The organism is Winogradskyella sp., from assembly GCF_025210595.1.
Lineage (GTDB): Bacteria > Bacteroidota > Bacteroidia > Flavobacteriales > Flavobacteriaceae > Winogradskyella.
The window spans coordinates 1-20,302 of record NZ_JAOARH010000128.1; the positions used below are offsets into that span (position 1 = coordinate 1).

General features: G+C 32.3%; 19 protein-coding genes and 1 pseudogene. 7 read left to right on the forward strand and 13 right to left on the reverse strand.

Translation table 11 applies throughout. The features are described 5' to 3' along the window. The 8 genes from N4A42_RS12760 to N4A42_RS12795 all read right to left on the reverse strand — a co-directional run. Positions 1-1,005, reverse strand: a 1,005-nt coding sequence (locus N4A42_RS12760; protein ID WP_294074642.1) for a TonB-dependent receptor plug domain-containing protein, incomplete at its 3' end; no start/stop codon positions are given. A gap of 532 nt (positions 1,006-1,537) precedes the next feature. Beyond that, complete coding sequence (gene arfB / locus N4A42_RS12765; protein ID WP_294074645.1) at positions 1,538-1,942, reverse strand: alternative ribosome rescue aminoacyl-tRNA hydrolase ArfB; 405 nt, start codon at positions 1,940-1,942, stop codon at positions 1,538-1,540. Beyond that, complete coding sequence (locus N4A42_RS12770) at positions 1,942-3,483, reverse strand: DUF4301 family protein (protein ID WP_294074648.1); 1,542 nt, start codon at positions 3,481-3,483, stop codon at positions 1,942-1,944. Before N4A42_RS12770 ends, arfB begins: the two co-directional genes overlap by 1 nt. Next, positions 3,480-4,049: an ATP-binding protein gene (locus N4A42_RS12775; protein WP_294074650.1), complete on the reverse strand. Its 570-nt coding sequence runs from the start codon at positions 4,047-4,049 to the stop codon at positions 3,480-3,482. Before N4A42_RS12775 ends, N4A42_RS12770 begins: the two co-directional genes overlap by 4 nt. Beyond that, positions 4,010-4,642, reverse strand: coding sequence for a nicotinamide riboside transporter PnuC (gene pnuC / locus N4A42_RS12780; RefSeq protein WP_294074653.1), 633 nt, complete (start codon positions 4,640-4,642; stop codon positions 4,010-4,012). Before pnuC ends, N4A42_RS12775 begins: the two co-directional genes overlap by 40 nt. Beyond that, positions 4,626-4,886 (reverse strand): hypothetical protein, encoded by a 261-nt coding sequence (locus tag N4A42_RS12785; protein ID WP_294074656.1) that lies wholly within the window; start codon positions 4,884-4,886, stop codon positions 4,626-4,628. Before N4A42_RS12785 ends, pnuC begins: the two co-directional genes overlap by 17 nt. A gap of 108 nt (positions 4,887-4,994) precedes the next feature. Beyond that, positions 4,995-5,720 carry a geranylgeranylglyceryl/heptaprenylglyceryl phosphate synthase gene (locus N4A42_RS12790; protein WP_294074659.1) on the reverse strand — a complete coding sequence of 242 codons (726 nt, stop codon included), beginning with the start codon at positions 5,718-5,720 and terminating at the stop codon, positions 4,995-4,997. Next, entirely contained in the window at positions 5,720-6,346 is a 627-nt protein-coding gene (locus N4A42_RS12795) for a 4'-phosphopantetheinyl transferase superfamily protein (protein ID WP_294074662.1), read from the reverse strand. The genes N4A42_RS12790 and N4A42_RS12795 overlap by 1 nt, the downstream gene beginning before the upstream one ends. Before the next feature lie 132 nt (positions 6,347-6,478). On the opposite strand from N4A42_RS12795, the gene ahcY reads away from it, so the two are divergent. After that, complete coding sequence (ahcY, locus tag N4A42_RS12800; protein WP_294074665.1) at positions 6,479-7,795, forward strand: adenosylhomocysteinase; 1,317 nt, start codon at positions 6,479-6,481, stop codon at positions 7,793-7,795. A 90-nt stretch (positions 7,796-7,885) separates the two neighbouring features. Continuing rightward, the gene (locus N4A42_RS12805; RefSeq protein WP_294074668.1) at positions 7,886-8,350 is read left to right on the forward strand and encodes a DUF1569 domain-containing protein; all 465 of its coding nucleotides are present in this window, start codon (positions 7,886-7,888) and stop codon (positions 8,348-8,350) included. Between the two features lie 84 nt (positions 8,351-8,434). Here the strand turns inward: N4A42_RS12805 and N4A42_RS12810 are convergent, their stop codons facing one another. Together N4A42_RS12810 and N4A42_RS12815 are read right to left on the reverse strand one after the other, a co-directional pair. Continuing rightward, positions 8,435-10,522 (reverse strand): S46 family peptidase, encoded by a 2,088-nt coding sequence (locus N4A42_RS12810; RefSeq protein ID WP_294074671.1) that lies wholly within the window; start codon positions 10,520-10,522, stop codon positions 8,435-8,437. A gap of 50 nt (positions 10,523-10,572) precedes the next feature. Continuing rightward, positions 10,573-11,361, reverse strand: a complete 789-nt coding sequence (locus tag N4A42_RS12815) for a hypothetical protein (RefSeq protein WP_294074674.1) — start codon at positions 11,359-11,361, stop codon at positions 10,573-10,575. Positions 11,362-11,404: 43 nt separating this feature from the next. Here N4A42_RS12815 and N4A42_RS12820 point away from each other — a divergent pair, with 43 nt between their 5' ends. Genes N4A42_RS12820 through N4A42_RS12830 form a run of 3 tightly spaced genes read left to right on the forward strand, consistent with a single transcriptional unit; the run spans position 11,405 to position 13,905 of the window. Further along, the gene (locus N4A42_RS12820; protein WP_294074676.1) at positions 11,405-12,547 is read left to right on the forward strand and encodes a methionine aminotransferase; all 1,143 of its coding nucleotides are present in this window, start codon (positions 11,405-11,407) and stop codon (positions 12,545-12,547) included. A gap of 51 nt (positions 12,548-12,598) precedes the next feature. Beyond that, positions 12,599-13,087, forward strand: coding sequence for a hypothetical protein (locus tag N4A42_RS12825; RefSeq protein ID WP_294074678.1), 489 nt, complete (start codon positions 12,599-12,601; stop codon positions 13,085-13,087). 38 nt (positions 13,088-13,125) lie between these two features. Beyond that, positions 13,126-13,905, forward strand: a complete 780-nt coding sequence (locus tag N4A42_RS12830) for an amidohydrolase (RefSeq protein WP_294074681.1) — start codon at positions 13,126-13,128, stop codon at positions 13,903-13,905. Here N4A42_RS12830 and N4A42_RS12835 read toward each other — a convergent pair. Then, positions 13,889-15,505, reverse strand: a complete 1,617-nt coding sequence (locus N4A42_RS12835; RefSeq protein WP_294074684.1) for an Ig-like domain-containing protein — start codon at positions 15,503-15,505, stop codon at positions 13,889-13,891. The two genes, N4A42_RS12830 and N4A42_RS12835, sit on opposite strands and share 17 nt — an antisense overlap. Positions 15,506-15,561: 56 nt before the next feature. After that, on the reverse strand, positions 15,562-16,221 hold the full coding sequence (locus N4A42_RS12840; protein ID WP_294074686.1) for a ComF family protein: 660 nt from the start codon (positions 16,219-16,221) through the stop codon (positions 15,562-15,564). A gap of 87 nt (positions 16,222-16,308) precedes the next feature. Between N4A42_RS12840 and N4A42_RS12845 the strand changes: the two genes are divergently transcribed. Continuing rightward, positions 16,309-17,193 (forward strand): hypothetical protein, encoded by an 885-nt coding sequence (locus N4A42_RS12845; RefSeq protein ID WP_294074689.1) that lies wholly within the window; start codon positions 16,309-16,311, stop codon positions 17,191-17,193. Between the two features lie 63 nt (positions 17,194-17,256). Continuing rightward, positions 17,257-18,801 carry a glycine--tRNA ligase gene (locus N4A42_RS12850; protein WP_294074691.1) on the forward strand — a complete coding sequence of 515 codons (1,545 nt, stop codon included), beginning with the start codon at positions 17,257-17,259 and terminating at the stop codon, positions 18,799-18,801. A 63-nt stretch (positions 18,802-18,864) separates the two neighbouring features. Here the strand turns inward: N4A42_RS12850 and N4A42_RS12855 are convergent. Continuing rightward, a pseudogene (locus N4A42_RS12855) lies at positions 18,865-20,302 on the reverse strand (hypothetical protein); the annotation flags it as partial.

Consider the following 20,302-nt stretch of genomic DNA (forward strand, 5'->3'; position numbering starts at 1 on the left):
ATAGGTTGCAGATCCGTTGATTACATAAAAATGATTATTTAACCATCGACGTTGTATAACATCACTTCCATCTATTATAAGGTTATCATAATCTTCGGCATCTCTATCATCTTTAAATTGCTCAAAATACCCTTTTCCTCTAGTATAATTTAAACTAAGGTTGGTAGACCAATTTGAGTTAATTCTCTGATTCCAGTGCAACTGGTAATGATCTTGCCAATAATTATCCGTTTCGTTATCGTAGGTATATGGGTTTTGGCGACGATCTTCTTCTAATTGCGACTTGCTAAGCCCTGCCCAAGCTTGATATGTTTGTTCTTTCCCACCAAAAGACAAGGCCTTAATTAAAGTTTTGCCATCAGAATAACTTCCTTGTAAAAAATAAGATTTTAAATCTGTGAAGGCTCTATCTACATAACCATCAGAATCTAATTTAGATAATCTACCAGAAAACTCGAAATAATCATTAATACGACCAGTTGTAAACTTAACTGTATGTTTTCTAGTACCAAAAGAACCAAAAGAGTTTGATATTTCGCCTCCAGCTTTTTCAGAAATAGCATCGGTCAAAATATTTAAACTCGCACCAAAAGCAGCAGAACCATTTGTAGATGTACCAACACCTCTTTGTAACTGTAAACTTTGAGTAGATGACGCAAAATCACCAATATTAACCCAAAATGTACCTTGACTTTCAGCATCGTTGTAAGGAATACCATTAATGGTAACATTAATTCTGGTTGCATCTGTACCTCTTACTCTTAAATATGTATATCCAATACCTGCACCAGCATCTGAAGACGATATTACAGACGGCATATAATTTAACAATACTGGGATGTCTTGCCCTAAATTACGCTTAGCTATTTGCTTTTTTGTAAGGTTAGAGTGTGTAATAGGTGATGTAGCATCTACACGAACTGCTTTCACTAAAACCTCATCCAATTTTTCAACTTTTGTTGAATCTTTAGGTTTTTCTTGTCCATAAGCTGAACAAAGGCTCATTATAAAAATGAAAATTGATAATCTCTGTCGTCTTTTTTTTGAGAGATTGCTGAATAAAAGTTTCATACGACTATAAGTTTATAATCGAATAAAAAGAGGTCATTATTCTTTAGTTAATTGTTACATTAATTGAACGCTTTGCTAATGTATTTGGCATCGTTGGTCTAGTTTTGAAGTCTAAAGCGCTTTTTTGGTACCAGATTGCTTCAGAAATAAAAACCAACATTGATAACCTAATAACACGCGCTATAAAATACCTCAACGATATTTTAAAACGTTCGTATTCCTAAACAGCATTACCTGTTCTAGGTTCAATGGGTATGATCTCAGCCATTTTAGTATACAGTAGGCAATAAACAGTTTGCAGTAAAAACTGCTTACTGAGTACTGAAAACTGAGTACTAAAAAAGCACCCCTTTTGAGAACGGCGCAAAGATATAACGATTTGCGATTTCTGAATTAAGAATTACGATTTTTTTTAACTTAACTCTAATTTTGACAAATTTAAAACCTGATATTAGAAAGTTATAGCTTAATCTACTTTTGGCGGTTTTCTATTTGCCTTCTTTTCAGAGTTTTTGCGTTTAGTCTCTAAGCGTTTTTGCTTTACTGCTTTGGGCACTTTGGTTGGCTTCCTGTCTTTTTCTTCTTTTAATCCTTCTTCAATAAGCTTTAAAAAGCGCTGAGTAACTATAGTTTTATTTCTAAACTGACTTCTACTTTCGCCCGAATCTAATATTAAAACACCTTGCTTGTTTAACCTATTTCTAAAAAAATCTTTTAAACGTTGCTTTTCTTCATCAGTAAAAACTTCTGAATTTTCTATGCTAAAATAGAGCATAACTTTAGAAGCTACCTTATTAACATGTTGCCCTCCACTACCAGAACTTCGAACAGCTTTATATGTTAATTCAGATATTAATGCTTCTATATTCACTAAGCCTTTATTTGATGGGCTGGTTTTAGCAAATCATTTGCAGTTTTTACCGGATTGAATGTAGATAATGGTACTTCAACAAAAATTGTATTCCAAAATGCCATGCTACCATTCCATAATCCTGGCAACTCTAAAGCTTTAATATCGACACCATTTTTAGATTTCATAGTAATAAATGCTGTCTTGTGATCTACATATTCTAAAAGGTTAAACTTTTCTCCTTTATGGTTTTTAATACCACAAACCAAATCTACAGGATTAAAATGCGTTGCATTACTTAATATTTCTGACTGTTCTTTATTACTTGTATCAATCTGAGCAGATTCTACAATTTGAAGCGACACAGTACCTTTTTCATCTTCAACCCAAAATGGTCCACCACCTGGTTCGCCTTCATTTTTAACCATTCCGCAAACTCTAATAGGTTTATTCAATTGAGTTTCTAAATAGTTTTGCTTATCTGTTGGTGCTAAATCATCAAAATCTTCAACTAAAACCACGTTCATTTTCTGTGTTAAAAACTTAGCAATCTCTAACATTTCTTTTTCAGAAATATCTCCTGTATTTATCAAATCTAAATACTTAAATGCTTGTTCTTGTACTTCTAATAAAATACCTGCTAAAATCTTTTTAGAATTTGAGACACCTTCAAGCTGATCTTTAACAACAACATTATCTATATTCTTAATAAAAACCACATCTCCATCTAAATCGTTAAGATTTTCAAGTAAAGCTCCATGACCAGATGGTCTAAACAATAGACTTTCATCGTGTTCTCTATACAATGTATCATCTGCTTTTATAGCAATAGTTTCGGTAGCACTTTTTTGAAACGAAAATGACACATTAAATTTTGTATTAGTTTCAGTTTCTATAGGCTGTTTTACGGCTTTTAATACCTTTTGAAATTTTTCTTCGTGAGCTTCAGAAATTGTAAAATGTAAATTTGCCTCTCCTTTAGATGAAGCATATAATGCTCCTTCATAAAAATGCTCTTCAAAAGCTGTTGATGTATGCTGTCCATAATTATGAAATGGTAATAATCCTTTTGGAAAGAAACCATAATTTAACTGATCTTCACCCAACATAATCTTTACAAACTCCAAGCATTTTTCATCCTGTGATAAACTTTCAAAATCTTTTGAAGCCTTACCCATTACATCTTTTAAAAAGGGAAGCTTTTGTATGTTTTCTGAAAACTTGGCAATCATTTTATTATCAGTTCTGGCAATAAAACCTTCTAAAGATTCATTCTTAGAATCGTAATCTTTTATAAATGCAAATAAGAATTTAAACATTCTACTTGCTGCACCAGATGCTGGTACAAACTTCACTAATGCTTTAGACTTACTTTTAGCATCAAAAGTCTCTAAATATTTAGATTCGTTTTCTACTTTAAGAATTCCATCTCCAATAGTAGCGGCTTTTTTAAGATTACTAAAAGCCATACCTGTTTTAATTAATTCTATTTGAGCATTAACTTTATCTAATGTTAATCCGTTACTCTTAATTTGTTGTTGGTCTCTGTCTGAAAAATTCATCTCTTATTTTTAAGTAGGTTATCAATGTGTTCAATAGCTGTTTCTAATCGTTCTTTTTTTCCACCTTTTAACAAAACATAAGATCTGTTATGGGTTATTAGAGCGTTCTCAAAAGCTTTGAACATTCGTTCCCTTTCGTTGGGTTTATCTCTTAAGTCGTCTTTTTCCCAAGGTGTGTCAATATACGTTAAAAAATAAAGTTCATAAGAGTTTTTTTGAGCATATGTATCTAAAATCGGATCACAAGTTCCTGAGTAATAAGCTTCACTATACACTTTAGTCTCAAGTAAATCGGTATCGCAAATTAAAACAGAATCTGTTTTTTGCGCTAATTCATTCTCTAATTTCATTTGCCCTACAGCTATTGGCAATAAATCTTTTGGCTCACAGGTTTTGCGCTCGTTATTCCATTTATCTTGAAGGTACTCTCTAGCATATTCTGGTACCCAAACCGAGTTGTAGTGTCTGGCTAACTGTTCGGATAAAGTGGTTTTACCTGTTGATTCTGGACCAAATAAAACTACTTTTACGCAGTTTGTAGGTTGTTGTTCAAGTGCTTTTTCCATGCTAAATAACCAAATATGGCAATAAATGTAAACCCTAAATATTGAAAACTTGTAAAGGCAAATCCTTTGTACATATACAAAGGTACAGATATGATATCACCTACAATCCAAAATATCCAATTTTCAATTTTGCGTCTAGCCATAAGCCACATACCAACAAAAAATATTGCTGTAGTAATAGTGTCTACATAAGCAACCCAACCATCCCATTTATCAAAAGTCTTATAAACCGCAAAAACAAAAATGAGTGTGGCAATAAAAATTAACGTGCTTATTTTTTTTTCTTTTGAAGTTGTTCTGGCAATAGGTGTATTGTGATTATCATCAACTTTGCGCGTCCATATAAACCAACCATAAACGCTCATTATAAAATAGTAACCGTTTATCATCATATCTCCCAATAGTTTCCATTTTAAAAGCAAGTATACAAAAATGGCTGTGCTTATCATACCTGTTGGAAACACCAAAACCTTATTCTGTTTAGAAAACCAAACCGAAAGAAATCCGAAAACAACTGCAATAATTTCTAAAACAATGTCAATAGTTTCAGATTCTGCATATTGCCCGAAAATAAAATCAAAAACTTGGTTCATAATCGCTTCTATCAGTTTTTACTACTTTCATTTGCAATACCGAAATATCTACTTCACTAAAAGAACGTTTAATCTCTTGAGTTAAAAATGGCATAAGTTGATCATAATCACCATAAATTTGTGTACTCAATGGGTTTTCTAAAACTGTAAATTTTGAATCTCTCAATCGCTTAATGAAATTAATGATTGGTGTTTCAAAATCCGCTTGTAATGGTGATAAAGTTAATTCTACTGATATTTTCATCTTATAGTTGCCGCAAAAGCGGTAATCTTTTTAAAATTATTATTTCTGTTTATGAGATGCTAAAACAGCACTTCTACTGCGATCAGTGTGACAGTTCAGCATGAAAGGTTACTTTCGTAATTCCTCAAAAAAACCTTCATCTTCTTCAAAAGCAGTACCAATAACTACCAAATCTGCACCTGCTTTATATGCTGATTCTAATTCTATCTTTGATCTAATTCCACCACCAACAATCAAAGGAATATTCAATTCTTTTTTTACATTCTGAATCGTTTTGGGCTCAATAGGATGTGTAGCGCCACTTCCAGCTTCGAGGTATATGAGTTTCATCCCTAAAAACTCACCTGCTTTTGCAGTGTCTACAATAGTTTGTTCTGCATCTCGCCTTATAGGTTTTGTTTCACTAACACGTTCTACAGATGTTTGTTTTCCGTTTTCAAAAAGCATATAACCTGTTGGTAACACCTCTAAGTTTGTTTGCTTTAATATTGAAACTGCCTCTACGTGTTTACCAATTAAATAATCTGGATTTCTGCCTGATATTAAGGATAAAAACAAAATACTATCAGCTTCATTAGTAATCTGTATAACATCGCCAGGAAATAAAACAACAGGTAAATTGGTGTACTTTTTAATTTCCACGACTAACTTTTCCGTAATTCCTTCACCTACTTCGCTACCACCAACAAAAATATGCGTTGCAATAGATTGATTAACTTTGACTATAAAGTTAGAAACCTGATCCACCTTCATCTTGTCAGGATCTATTAAAACGGCTAATAATTTTTCATCTCTTGAAGAAGAAGCTATTATATTTTGATAAATACTACTCATTACGGAATCACATAAGCACAAGTAAAGCCTTCAAATTCTAAAAAAGCTGTGTTGTATCTATACTTTTTATCACCATAGTCTATCCAAGCTATTGTATTACCATCTTGCAACGTAAAAGGTATCACTAAAAAATGCTCTTTAAATAGCATACCTGGAGTAGCAAATAACTTATATAGAGATTCTTTAACTCCCCAAATTACAGTTAATTTATTAATATAATCTTCTGAGTTTTTGTCTAAATAATTAAACTCGTAGTCAACAAACTTGTGCGATATAACATTTATTTTTTCACGTTGTTTTTCAATATCAATACCAACTTCTTTATCACTGATAACAACTCCTGAAAACGTAAATGAATGTGTTATAGAAATATGCTTCCCATCTTTAAGATGTGGTTTACCGTTAGCATCATAAAATAAATCTTGGTCAGTATAACCAAATTCTCTAAGCAAATGCCTCACACTTAAAAAACCGCGTTGATGCAATTCGCTTTTCATACCCAAAACACGTTCTAGGCTTTGAGGTTTTAAATCGAGAGGTTGAAATAAATCGTTATAAGACTCTTCTATCTTCCAGATTTTAACAGTAGTTTGTGAGTTTACGCTAATGGATTTGTACAGTGGCATTTAATATTCTAAAACCTATTGATTACCTTTGCACTGCCTAAGGCAGGTTTGGCACTTATTTTCGGACGAATTTAACCAATTAAGAGCTAAACCCAAAGGCATCTATTAGTTTAAAAATAAGAGAGAAGAAATATGAGTACAAAAACAATTGCTTACGTACCAAATAAGGTAAAAGACATGTCGCTTGCGGCTTGGGGAAGAAAAGAAATTGAATTGGCTGAGGCAGAAATGCCAGGCTTAATGAGTTTACGTGAAGAGTATAAGGATGAGCAACCTTTAAAAGGCGCTCGTATTGCTGGTTGTTTACATATGACCATACAAACAGCAGTATTAATTGAAACTTTACAAGCTCTTGGTGCTGAAGTAACCTGGAGTTCTTGTAACATTTTCTCAACACAAGATCAAGCTGCTGCGGCTATTGCTGAAGCTGGAACCGCAGTTTATGCATGGAAAAACATGACCGAAGAAGAATTTGATTGGTGTATAGAACAAACGTTATTCTTTGGTGAAGATCGCAAACCACTAAACATGATTTTAGATGATGGTGGTGATTTAACCAATATGGTTTTAGATAAATATCCTGAATTAGTTGAAGGTATTAACGGACTAAGTGAAGAAACCACAACTGGTGTACATCGTTTGTATGAACGTATGGAAAAAGGCACATTACCAATGCCTGCTATTAATGTAAATGATAGTGTTACTAAAAGTAAATTTGATAACAAATATGGTTGTAGAGAAAGTGCTGTAGATGCAATTCGTAGAGCAACTGACGTAATGTTAGCAGGAAAACGTGTTGTAGTTTGTGGTTATGGTGATGTTGGTAAAGGTACTGCGGCTTCTTTTAAAGGTGCAGGAAGTATTGTAACCGTTACTGAGATTGACCCAATTTGTGCTTTACAAGCTGCTATGGATGGTTTTGAAGTGAAAAAATTAGAAACTGTTGTTGGCAATGCTGATGTTGTTATTACTACTACAGGAAACAAAGACATTGTTAGAGCTGAGCATTTTGAAGCTATGAAAGACAAAACCATAGTATGTAATATTGGTCATTTTGATAATGAAATTGATATGGCATGGATGAATACAAATCATGGTAATACTAAAATAGAAATAAAGCCACAAGTTGATAAATATACTCTTAACGGAAAAGATATTATTGTACTTGCAGAGGGTCGTTTGGTTAATTTAGGTTGTGCTACAGGTCACCCAAGTTTTGTTATGAGTAACTCATTTACTAACCAAACTTTAGCTCAAATTGAACTTTGGAACAACAAAGATGCTTACGAAAACAAAGTGTATATGTTACCAAAGCATTTAGATGAAAAAGTTGCAAAATTACATTTAGAAAAAATTGGTGTTGAGCTTACTGAACTAAGACAAGACCAAGCTGAATATATTGGAGTTACAGTTGAAGGTCCATTTAAACCTGAGTATTATAGGTACTAAAAGACCGCTAGTGCTTCTAGATATTAGACGTTAGATAAATTAGACAAAAATCCCAAGCAGAAATGTTTGGGATTTTCTATTTTTAGGGTTATGAAACATCTCAATAAATTATTTAAGACAATTGACAAACTAGAATCTTTTGTTCCTTATTTTGAGAGAGAGAATTCTAAAATTTCTAAATCTACTATAGGCTGGCAAATAGACCATAGTTTTAAAGTAATAAATGGAGTTATTGAAGTCTTAAAAACAGCGCCTATAACAAAAAAAGAAAAATTGAGTTTAATAGGAAGATTTTGTTTAGCTTTCTCATATATCCCTAGAGGAAAAGGCAAAGCACCAAAAACTGTTTTACCACCAAAAACTATCTCTAAACAAGAGATTCTCAAACAGCTTATACTAGCTAAAGAAGGCTTAAATAGTATTGCTTCAGTTCATCCAAAAGCGACTTTTAAACATGCTATTTTTGGAGTACTAAGCAAAGCAACAACGCTAAAGTTTTTAGTGATTCACACCAAACATCATATAAAGATTATTGAAGACATTTTAAATAAATAAGATAAAAAAACTAAAAGACCTCACAGGTTTTAAAAACTTGTGAGGTCAAAATATTAGTGTTATTCGATGGCTGTAAACTGAATACTATTTTTTCGGATGTACCAATTTCATCTCATCAATAAGATGTTTTGCACCAGCATATTTATCTACTATAAAAAGTACATAGCGCAGATCTACCATAATATTTCGGCAAATTTCAGGATCGTAGTTCATATCGCTCATTGTACCTTCCCAAACACGATCAAAGTTTAAACCTACTAAATTACCTTCTGCATCAATGGCTGGACTACCAGAGTTTCCTCCTGTAGTGTGGTTAGTTCCTAAAAAGCAAACTGGTACTTTTCCATTTTTATCTGCATATTGTCCGTAATCTTTTGTGTTGTATAAATCTCTTAACTTTTGTGGCACATCAAATTCATAATCACCAGGCACATATTTTTCTATTACACCATCTAAATAACTCACAGGATTATAATACACAGCATCTCTTGGAGAATAACCACGTACTTGACCATAAGTAACACGAAGCGTACTGTTAGCATCTGGAAAATAACGCTCATTAGGTAAAGCTTTCATAAGCGCAGTCATATACTTAGTTTGTAAAGCTGATATGGCTGTGTTTTTTTGCTGATACTCTGCATCTATCTTATTGTAAAACTCATCTATAATTGGCTTAGCATAGACGTAAGCTGCGTCTTTATTTAAGTTCTTTATAATAGTTTTCACATCACCTTCTAATAATTGTAATGCTGAATCTAAATTTGTAAAAGCCGTCTTCTCATAAATGGAAGCATCTAATGGCTTACCATACAAAGGCATTACACTTAAGTAAACACCCTTATCTAAATCTTTATCATAGTTTTTATGAATTCCTTTAAAACGACTTGTTAAACTGGCTTTGGCTTTATCAAGTAATTCTGGATTTTCTAATAGTGCTTGTTCTACCTGATAAGCTCTAAAGGTCATTTGCATTAACTCGTTGGTTACTAAAAAGACTTCAATAAAATTTCTTCTTTTAATATTAACTGGTGCAAAGTCTTTGTATAACTTATCAAATTCAGAAAGAATGTTTCCATATTTATCCTCTAAGTTTTTTTCCTTTAAAGCTTTAGTAAATATTGCTTCAAAAGCTCTTCGTTTTTCAACAGCATCACTTTTTTCGATACCTAAATTTTCACCAATCCATTTTTTCCAAGCATTAGCAATTCTTGCTTGCTTAGATGCGTATTTTATACGAACCTCATCACTAGCCTTCATTTTTGCATCAATCACTTTTAAAGCTGCTTCTCTAATAGCAATATTCGTAGGGTTAAATTCTTTAGTAATATGCTCTATTGCAACAGCTGGTAAATATTCGTTAGTACGTCCAGGAAAACCAAAAACCATTGTAAAATCACCTTCTTCTACACCATCTAAAGATACTGGTAAAAAGTGCTTAGGCTTATATGGTTTGTTATCTTTACTATACTTAGCTGGTCTATTATTAGCATCTGCATAAATTCTAAACATCGAAAAATCTCCAGTATGTCTTGGAAACACCCAATTATCTGTATCACTACCAAATTTACCAATACTACTTGGTGGTGCGCCAACCAATCTTATATCCTCAAAACGCTCAGTTACAAAAAGAAAATACTGATTGCCTTTGTAGAATGATTTTGTTTTTACGTCTTGCCACTCTTCTTTAGACCAAGATGCCATAACAGCATTACTGTTTTTTGTGATTAAGGATTGTTTTTCCTTTTCGGTCATAGAATCGTCTACACCTTTTAAAACCGCATCTGTAATATCGTGAATGCTTACTATAAATTCTATAAACAAGCCTTCGTTAGGTAACTCTTCTTCTAAAGACATTGCCCAAAATCCATCTTTTAAATAATCATTTTCTAATGATGAATGCGACTGAATTTGACCAAAGCCACAATGATGATTTGTTAACACCAAACCTTTATCTGAAATGACCTCACTGGTACAACCTCCATTAAAATGACCAATAGCATCTTTAAGACTAGAATTATTAACATCGTAAATATCTTTTGCAGTAAGTTTACTTCCTAAACTGCGCATTTCATCTTCATTCATTCCTTCTAAAAGTGAAGGTATCCACATGCCTCCTTGTTGAGCAGAAGCTTGTAATACAATAAAACAGATGATGATTTTTATAGCTCTCATAGTATATAATTTATTAGTGCGCAAAGATAAAAAAGAAAGACAACATTTGGTTAATTATCAGACAGTTTAAGTCTTTCCTCAAAAACCCATTTTTTCATAAGGTTTTTGTTGGTTGTGATTTCTGCAAATACATAAATATTAGATCTAAAACACAAAGACGTTTCAGCTAATTCTATAACAACTTTATCATCACAATAACTAGAATGTAGAAAATAAAGCACTTTATCTTTTATAACAATATAACCAACATGATTGTCTAATCCCACAAAATAAATACCATCTTCATAAACCTCATTAACTTTATTTTTCAACTGTCTAAACGTAACATTAGAGTAGATTTTAAGCTCTGGTCTTGGTTGTAAAAGCTTAGCCTCATCTAATCCTGCTGCTTGCGCCATTTTATAACGATTGAGATTAAACCCTAAATGTTTTAACGTCGTTGAGACAAAATATCCACAAGCAATTTCACCATCATTTGGCGTATTAGTATGTCCATTAAAATCCCAGGTAGTATCATACCAATGTGGTACAATTTCATTCAATAGTTTTGAATACAAATATTTTGATACTGTATCAGAAGCTTTTGTATTATTAGTCCTGTATAGGTTTTTAAAGTAATTCCTGTCTGTATTTATGTTACCTAAAATTGAAGCATAATTCCCTTTCGGATAGAAATTAACACCCAACTTTAAGGAATCTAACATGCTTTGATTGACATCTTCATTTCTGCTAACTTTAATTATTTTGCTCTCATTTTCAGAAATAATTATTTCATCTTTAGGTTTAAAATCACAACTTACACATAAGGTTAGAGCTAAAAATAATACTGCTTTTTTCATATTACCAAAACGTAATTTCTATAGAATTCGTATCTTTCAAATTATGCAACATCAATCTAAACTTCCTAATATAGGCACAACAATTTTTACAGTAATGAGTGCCTTAGCCAACACACATAATGCACTCAACTTATCGCAAGGATTCCCTAATTATCCGAGCTCTAAAAAGCTAAATGATTTGGTAACTAACGCTATGAATAATGGCTACAACCAATATGCACCAATGGCTGGTAATTTAGAATTACGTTTGGCAATTGCTAACAAGTACAACTTACTCTACAAAAGCACCTATCATCCAGAAAAAGAAATCACAATTACTGCTGGTGCAACACAAGCTATTTACACTATTATTTCTGCTTTTGTAAACGTAAATGATGAGGTCATCATTTTTAAACCTGCTTACGATTGTTATCAACCTGCCATCGAAGTTAACGGAGGAAAAACTATCGCAATTCAGCTTTCTGCACCAGATTATAATATAAACTGGAACGATGTTGCTTCTAAAATATCATCAAAAACCAAAATGATAATTATCAATACTCCTCATAATCCGAGTGGTACGATTTGGTCTGAAGATGATATGCTGCAACTCCAAAAATTAACCAAAGACACCAACATCATTATACTAAGTGACGAAGTCTATGAGCATATTATATTTGATAACGAACAACATCAAAGTGCGTGTTTATTCAATAATTTAAAACAACGTAGTTTTATAACAGCATCTTTCGGCAAAACCTTTCACAACACTGGCTGGAAAATAGGTTATTGTTGTGCGCCAGAATATTTAATGTCTGAGTTTAGAAAAGTCCATCAATTTAATGTGTTTTCGGTTAATCATCCTGCACAAAAAGGCATAGCAGATTATATGCAAGACAGAGAAACTTATTTAGGTTTAAATGCTTTTTTTCAGCAAAAACGCGACTTGTTTCTAAGTCTAATTTCTAAATCGCGTTTTAAGTTTCAGCCATCGCAAGGCACCTATTTTCAGGTATTAGATTATTCTGAAATCACAAATGAATATGATGTAGATTTTGCAAAAAGACTAACCAAAGAGTTTAAAATCGCTTCAATTCCGCTTTCAGTTTTTAATGAAGAAGGCAAAGATGATAAGGTATTGCGATTCTGTTATGCTAAAACAGATGAAACTTTAGTAAAGGCTGCCGAAATTTTATGTAAAATTTAAGTTACTTTCTGCATACTTCTGTGTCTCAATATTGAACTTAAACATTGAAACATGAAAAACTACATCATAATCTTATTTTTAACTTTCTCATTAACTTCTTTTGCACAAAAAGTTGAAAAAGACGGTAAAACTTATGAAGTTAAGAAAGAAAAAATATTCTTAAATGGCGAAGATATTACCGAAACTATTAATGCTGATGATAAGGCTATTATTCTAAAAGAAGCTGCCATAATTTCTGAAAAAGCGAAAGCTGAAGTTAAAAAAGAGAAAGAGGCAAAAAAATTAGAAAAGGAGCATAAAAAAGCTGAAAAAGCATTAAAAAAAGCCGAAAAAGAGCGAAAAAAGGCAGAAAAAACCTTAAAAAAAGAACAAAAATTTAAAGACAATTATAAAAAGGCGCAAGACAAACTTGCCAAAGCACAAAAGAAATACAAAAAGCTTAAAAAAAGAGGCAAGTTATCTCCTATGGACGAAAGTAAATGGTTAGATAAAATTGAAAAACTTACTGAAAAAGTAGAGAAAGCAAAACGAAAATTATAAGTCGTAAATCTTGCTATCAAAATTTGTAATTTTGATACATGAAAAACGAATTAACGGTTGCAATAGTTCAAACAGATTTGGTTTGGGAAAATCCAGAGACTAATCGAAAACACATCAAAGAAAAGGTCAGTGCTATACATGATGCTAATCTTATTATATTACCAGAAATGTTCACTTCTGGTTTTACCATGAATGCTAGTGCAGTAGCAGAAACAATGGATGGTGAATCTATTATTTGGCTAAAGAAGCTAGCTAAAGAAAAGCAAGCTGCTATTACTGGCAGTTTAGTAATTTTTGAAAATGACAACTACTACAACCGCTTAGTATTTATAGAACCTTCAGGAAAACTAACACATTACGACAAACGACATACATTTACATTAGCTGGTGAACATAAAATCTATACTGCTGGAACAGAAAAAATAACCATTGATTATAAAGGCTGGAAAATATGCCCTTTAATCTGTTACGATCTTCGCTTTCCGGTTTGGGCAAGAAACACAGAAAACTACGATCTACTACTCTATGTAGCTAACTGGCCAAAAATAAGAATTAGTGCTTGGGATGCTTTACTTAAAGCACGTGCCATAGAAAATATGAGTTATTGTATTGGCGTTAATCGCGTTGGTTTAGATGGTAACAAACATGAATATACAGGCCATTCCTCAGCTTATGATGTCATAGGTCAACGATTAGACAACATACCAGAGAGTAAAGAAACTATTGAAATTATTACCTTAGAGAAAGAACTGATTGCTAAGTATCGTAAAAAACTAGGCTTTTTAAATGATAGAGATAATTTTAGTCTAGAAGGGTAAATTCCCAAATGTAATCAAAATTAGCTCTAACCTCATTGTCTTCAGAAGAAGGCATATAACTTACACGTTCTGGTTTTATGCCTAATAAAAAATTACCTGTATCATATTTACCATTAGCATTAGCATCATAAATAACCCTTAAATCATATAGCTTTGGCACCAAATCTATGAAATCCACTACTGGAGAATCCTCAGTATAGCGCTCATATTGCACCTCACCTTTATCATTAACCAACTGCACGATTAGCGGAAATTTAGCATTCCTTAGATTAACTCTAATTTTCCCATATTTAGATTTCAATTTAGTTCTAAAAGAATAATTTAGAGTATCCTTATTTGTCCCTTCATAAAAATCTGTAAACGCACCAGGAAGCACTTTCATCATATACTTTTTCCCCTCCTCTTTTTTGAATGGAAACTTATAACGGTTAAAAATAGAATCATACTTTACTTTATAGCTTACCTTTAACGAATCACCATCAATCATTTCAATTTTAGTGGTATCTATTTTAACAAAAGGCACACTACCTTCTAATGTAAAATCTGTATCTGTATCTAGTGTACTTCGAGTTAAAACATCTATTTTAAGAGAATCTGCATCGAGTTTTCTAAAGCGATGTTTAAAAGTATCTACATATTTTTCGTTAGTAACAATGAAGAATGTTGTGTCTATTTCAAACTTTGGTTTGTACCAATAATAAAGTGTATCTGTTTTTACATCTTTAGTAATTCTTGTAGAATAACCTTCTGGTATTTCACCAAGCACTTTAATACGCATATTTTCGTAATTTCCTTCATAAGGAAATATTATTCTAGATTGCGCAGCTTGTTTTGGTTTTATGGCTTTAAAATTAACTTCCTCATTAAATAAAGTTAATTTATGTTCATGACTAGTTGGTACAGAAATATAGTCTTCATAAAAGCCAATTTTGTCATCTTTTTGATTAAACTTATAATTGCCATTCTTATCTTTTAATGCAATAAGTTTATAGTTACCTGCTTTAATATTATCGATACTAAACGTTGTAACACTATCTAAAGTATTAGTAATATATCTAGGCTTTTCTTTATAAACTATAGAGTCTGTATAGGTTGAATCTACCTCATATAACATTACCGAAACAAATGTATCTGGCTTTTTTAAAAGCGCATCTTCCACATATCCTTTAACTGATAGCGAGTCAATGGTATCTCCTGTAGAAAACACATAACGATAATAAGGATAAGGATTACCTTCGTTATTATCTACAATACTCTCTCCAAAATTAAAAGCATAGGTCGTATTTTCTTTTAAGGTATCTTTTATTTTTATAGAGATATACTTACTTGCATTGCCCATTGGTACAATTACCGGATCAGTGTCCATTGGTGGTGAAATAATAAGTTGTTTTCTTAGGTCTTTTACTTTTACATATTCATCAAAGTAAATTACAATTTCATCTCCTTTAAAATTAGTTGAGAAATTTTCAGGACTTTCTTTTATTATCAGTGGTGGTTCGGTATCTTTTTCACCACCTGAAGGAGAGCCACGATTAGCACAGCTAACAATAGTTAACGCTAAAGAAACAATACCTAAAATTAGTGTAAAATATGAACGCATTTATTTAGAAGTAATTTTGCACAAAGAAACAATATTAATATCAAGAAACGAAAAAATCAATCGGCAATTGCCATAGTTGCAAGACTTAACTTAATATTATTAATTTTTAAGAGTTCTTTTGCACATGTTTCAACAGTAGCGCCTGTAGTTATAATATCATCTACCAGTAATATATGCTTTCCTTCTAAAGCTACATTTTCTGAAAGGGCAAAAACAGCTCCATCATCTTTCCATCGAGCTAAACGCCCTTCAAAAATCTTTGTTTTAGTAGGTCTTATTTTTACAAGTGCAGTATCATTATAATCTGCTTGTAATGCTTTAGCTATTTCTTTTCCGAATTGCGCTACCTGATTATAACCACGTTTTCGCAGTTTAGTTTTGTATAAAGGCACAGGCACAACAACATCTATATGCTTATAAGCTTCAATAGTTTGCAACTCTGCTCCAAGCCACTTCCCCAAAAAACCACTTATATACTGACGCTCTCTATACTTTAGATTATGTAATAATTGCTGAACAATACTTTTTTTAGAAAAGTGTAAAAGCGCCGTTGCATGTTCTAAATTTACACGTCCATAAACCACCTTTTTAACGGCTTCAAAATCATCAAAATGAAAATTTGTAACGGGTAATTGATGCCTACAATTAACACAAACAACTAACTCATTGTCTGTTAAAACACTACTACAAGCTTCACAAACCTTAGGAAAAAACAAGTTTATCAAATTTTTTACCACTTAATCGAAAAAAATAAAAATGAACTTCAATATACTCTAATTTCGTCTCAATCTAAGAAATTAATAATGATAGTTAACCCTCAATTATTTAACTATAGATTAATTATAAGTTCTTTATTGGTCGTTTTAACTGTTTTAGGCATATATAGTTTCACTAACTATAAATCCATTAAATCCTACGAAGAGTTCCTAAAACAAGAAAAGGTTTTGATAGAAAAAGAACTATCAGAAATGCTTACAAGTTATGACGAACTGAGCCAAGATTATGATCTTATGGCTTCCAAGCTCCAAGAAGCAAAACTAGAAACTAAAATTGCTTTAGATTCTTTAAGGTTATTAAAAAGTGACTTATCAATAATCACTAAGTTTAAAGACCAGCTTTTAATTTTAAAAACTAAAAGCAAGGTATTATTAGCTACGGTAGACTCTCTTAACTCCGCAAATTTAAAACTGCAGGAAGAGAAACGTTATGCCATGAACACCATTAAAAATAATGCATTAACTATAGATGCGTTAGAAGAAACTAATAGCAAACTTCATAAAACCATAGATAACGCTGCGCTTTTAAAAGCCAACAGTGTTAAAGCAGAAGCTTTAAGAATTAATAATTCTAAAAGAAAATCTACGCAGAGAGCTAAACGCGTTAACGCTATGGATGTTTGTGTTTTTCTTAACGAAAACCCTCTAACTGAAAAAGGAGATAAAGAAGTTTATATTCAGATTGTTAGTCCAGATAACAACATTGTTGCAGACAAAGGTGAAGTGTTTTTTAACAACACCTCTTTAATCTACAGTAAAAAAGAGATTATAAACTTTAACAACAAAGATTTAAATATTTGTACAACTGTTGCTACCTATAAAGACGACAGGCCTTTAAAGAAAGGTACATACTTTATTAATGTATTTCATAAAAACAGAAAGTTAGGGAGCACCAGTGTTCTATTAAAATAAAATCAACAACATAATTTTTTAAAAACCGCTCTATTAATTTGAGCGGTTTTTTATTTTTGTGGCATGGCAAACGAGGACAAATTCAAAAAAGTAATCTCTCATGCAAAAGAGTATGGTTACGTATTTCAGAGCAGTGAAATCTACGATGGCTTAAGTGCTGTTTACGATTATGCACAAAATGGTGCTGAACTAAAGAAAAACATTAGAGACTATTGGTGGAAAGCCATGGTACAAATGCACGATAATATTGTAGGTATAGATGCTGCAATTTTTATGCATCCAACTACATGGAAAGCCTCTGGACACGTAGATGCGTTTAACGACCCATTAATAGACAATAAAGATTCTAAAAAGCGTTACAGAGCAGATGTTTTGGTTGAAGATTATTGTGCTAAAATTGAGGGAAAAATTAATAAAGAGGTTAAAAAAGCTGAAAAGCGTTTTGGAGATGCCTTTAATAAAGATGAATTTGTCTCAACCAATGGCCGTGTTCTTGGGTACCAAGAAAAAATAGACACCATACTAAAACGTTTAGGACAATCTTTAGAAAATGAAGATTTAGCAGACGTTAAAGCTTTAATTGAAGAGCTAGGTATTGCAGACCCATTATCTGGAAGTAAAAACTGGACAGACGTTAAGCAGTTTAACTTAATGTTTGGCACCAAGTTAGGAGCTTCTGCAGATACTGCAATGGATTTGTATTTAAGGCCAGAAACAGCCCAAGGTATTTTTGTTAATTTCTTAAACGTGCAAAAAACTGGACGTATGAAAATTCCTTTCGGAATTGCACAAACTGGAAAAGCGTTTAGAAATGAAATCGTTGCCAGACAATTCATTTTTAGAATGCGAGAGTTTGAACAAATGGAAATGCAATTCTTTATAAAACCTGGCACACAAAAAGAATGGTTTGAGTATTGGAAAGACACACGTTTAAAATGGCATAAATCGCTTGGAATGGGAGATGACAACTATCGCTTCCATGATCATGAAAAATTAGCACACTATGCAGATGCTGCAACAGATATAGAGTTTAATTTCCCATTTGGCTTTAAGGAACTAGAAGGGATTCACTCACGCACAGATTTCGATTTAAAACAACACGAAGAGTATTCTGGCAAAAAACTACAGTATTTTGATCACGAAGACAATGAGAATTACACACCTTATGTGTTAGAAACCTCAATTGGTTTAGACCGTATGTTCTTAGCTGTATTTTCAAATTCGTTAGTTGATGAAACTTTAGAAGATGGAACTGTTCGTACTGTATTAAAATTACCTGCGGTATTAGCACCAACAAAAGCTGCAGTATTACCATTAGTTAGAAAAGACGAAGCTTTAACTAAAATGGCTAAAACTATTGTTGATGATTTAAAATGGGAATTTAATGTCGCTTATGATGAAAAAGATGCTGTTGGTAGACGTTACAGAAGACAAGATGCCGCTGGAACACCATTTTGTATTACTGTTGATGGCGAAAGTATAGAAGACAATACTGTTACGATTCGTCATAGAGATACTATGGAACAAAAACGCGTTAATGTTGAAGAATTACGAGACATCATTAAAAAAGAAGTTGATGTTAAAGAGTGGTTGATGAAGATGAAGTAATTCATCAACTCATTATAAAACTAAAAACTCATAAGTCTTTTCGATTTGTGAGTTTTTTATTTTTTAAAAATAAGCCTTTAACTGAATGGTTCCTGTGTGAATCACTTGAGAGCTTTCTGTTTTTCGACCAAAATAATTTAAATTTAAATCTAAAAACTTGGTCAACTTTTTCTGTGCTAATAAACTCCAAGTATAGTTTTTTCCCGGCTGTAAACCTTCTAACATTTGGTATGCTACAGGTGTATTTGGATCGCCTTCATATTCATTTTCAAATACATTAAACTCGCCTGTTAATGCAATTTTAGCCGCTTTATTGTAAGTAAAGGACAAGCCATAATTGCTTTGCTTTAAAGATTCTAAACTGCCAATAGCATTTTCTTTTGATGTATATTGATAAAACACATCAAACCGAGCATTTTCACTAAATAAATAGGATAATTTGGGTTGAAAACGCGTTTCATCAATTTCAAAATTACGGTTGGTAAAATTCTCGCTTAGACTTTCTTCTTTTCCAAAACTTGCTAATGCATTTGCTAACCAATTGGCAGCAAACTTATGGTTAAAATTTAACTGATGATTAGTCAGTTTATTTTCCTGAGAACCTATAGATAAAAGACTGCGACTTGTGTTGGTTAAAAAAGTATAAGATGTGGTATAACGCTGTTTTCCTCTATTATAAAACAACACATTTCGCACACTATTGTTTAGTGCTAATTGATTCTCTTCATCATCTTTAAATGGATTAAGGTTAAAGTTATTACCTTCTCGTCGTACTTTCCTATCAATTAAATATGAAGTTTGATTATAAAAATGAGAAAATATTTTTTTGGTTTTGTTTTTAGACTTACTCCATTGTATTGGATTAATCGTTAGTGTTTGGCTCAATCGGTTTTGATGAGTTCTCACAAAAACTTGATTAGGTAACAACACTCTAATATAATTGCCTTGATCTGCAAATTGAGCCAAAACAAACTCATTAAGTTCCTGAACACCAATTTGCCCATGTTCTGGATCATCAATCCAAGTATAAGCTCCTTGCCCAGCCTCTACCTCAACATAAGTAAAATCTTGTTGTGGTAATGTCCCAGAATTGGTTTCAAAACTAGTGTTCCATAGAATAAGATTGTTAAACAGTTTTTGATTGTAATTTAAACGACTATTTAAACTTTGTTCATCTTCAGATGTGCCATCTTCTGCTTTTAAATCTCTATAATTCACGTACAATTGTAAATTGGTATTTTTATTCTGAATTAATCTCGATTTTAAATAATAGGTATTTGAAGTATTAACACGATCTACCAAATTATTACGCAAACTATCATTAAAACGCTTTATGTAGCCAACCTCTGCAAACACTTTAGTACTATCACCAATACCCACAAAAGCTTCGTAGGCAGAAAATCTCTGACTTAAAGGTGTTAGCTCATCTGAAGCTATAACCTTTTGTTCGTTATCTTCAACAGCAAATTTAGCTCCTGTCCATTTATTTCCTTTACCATAA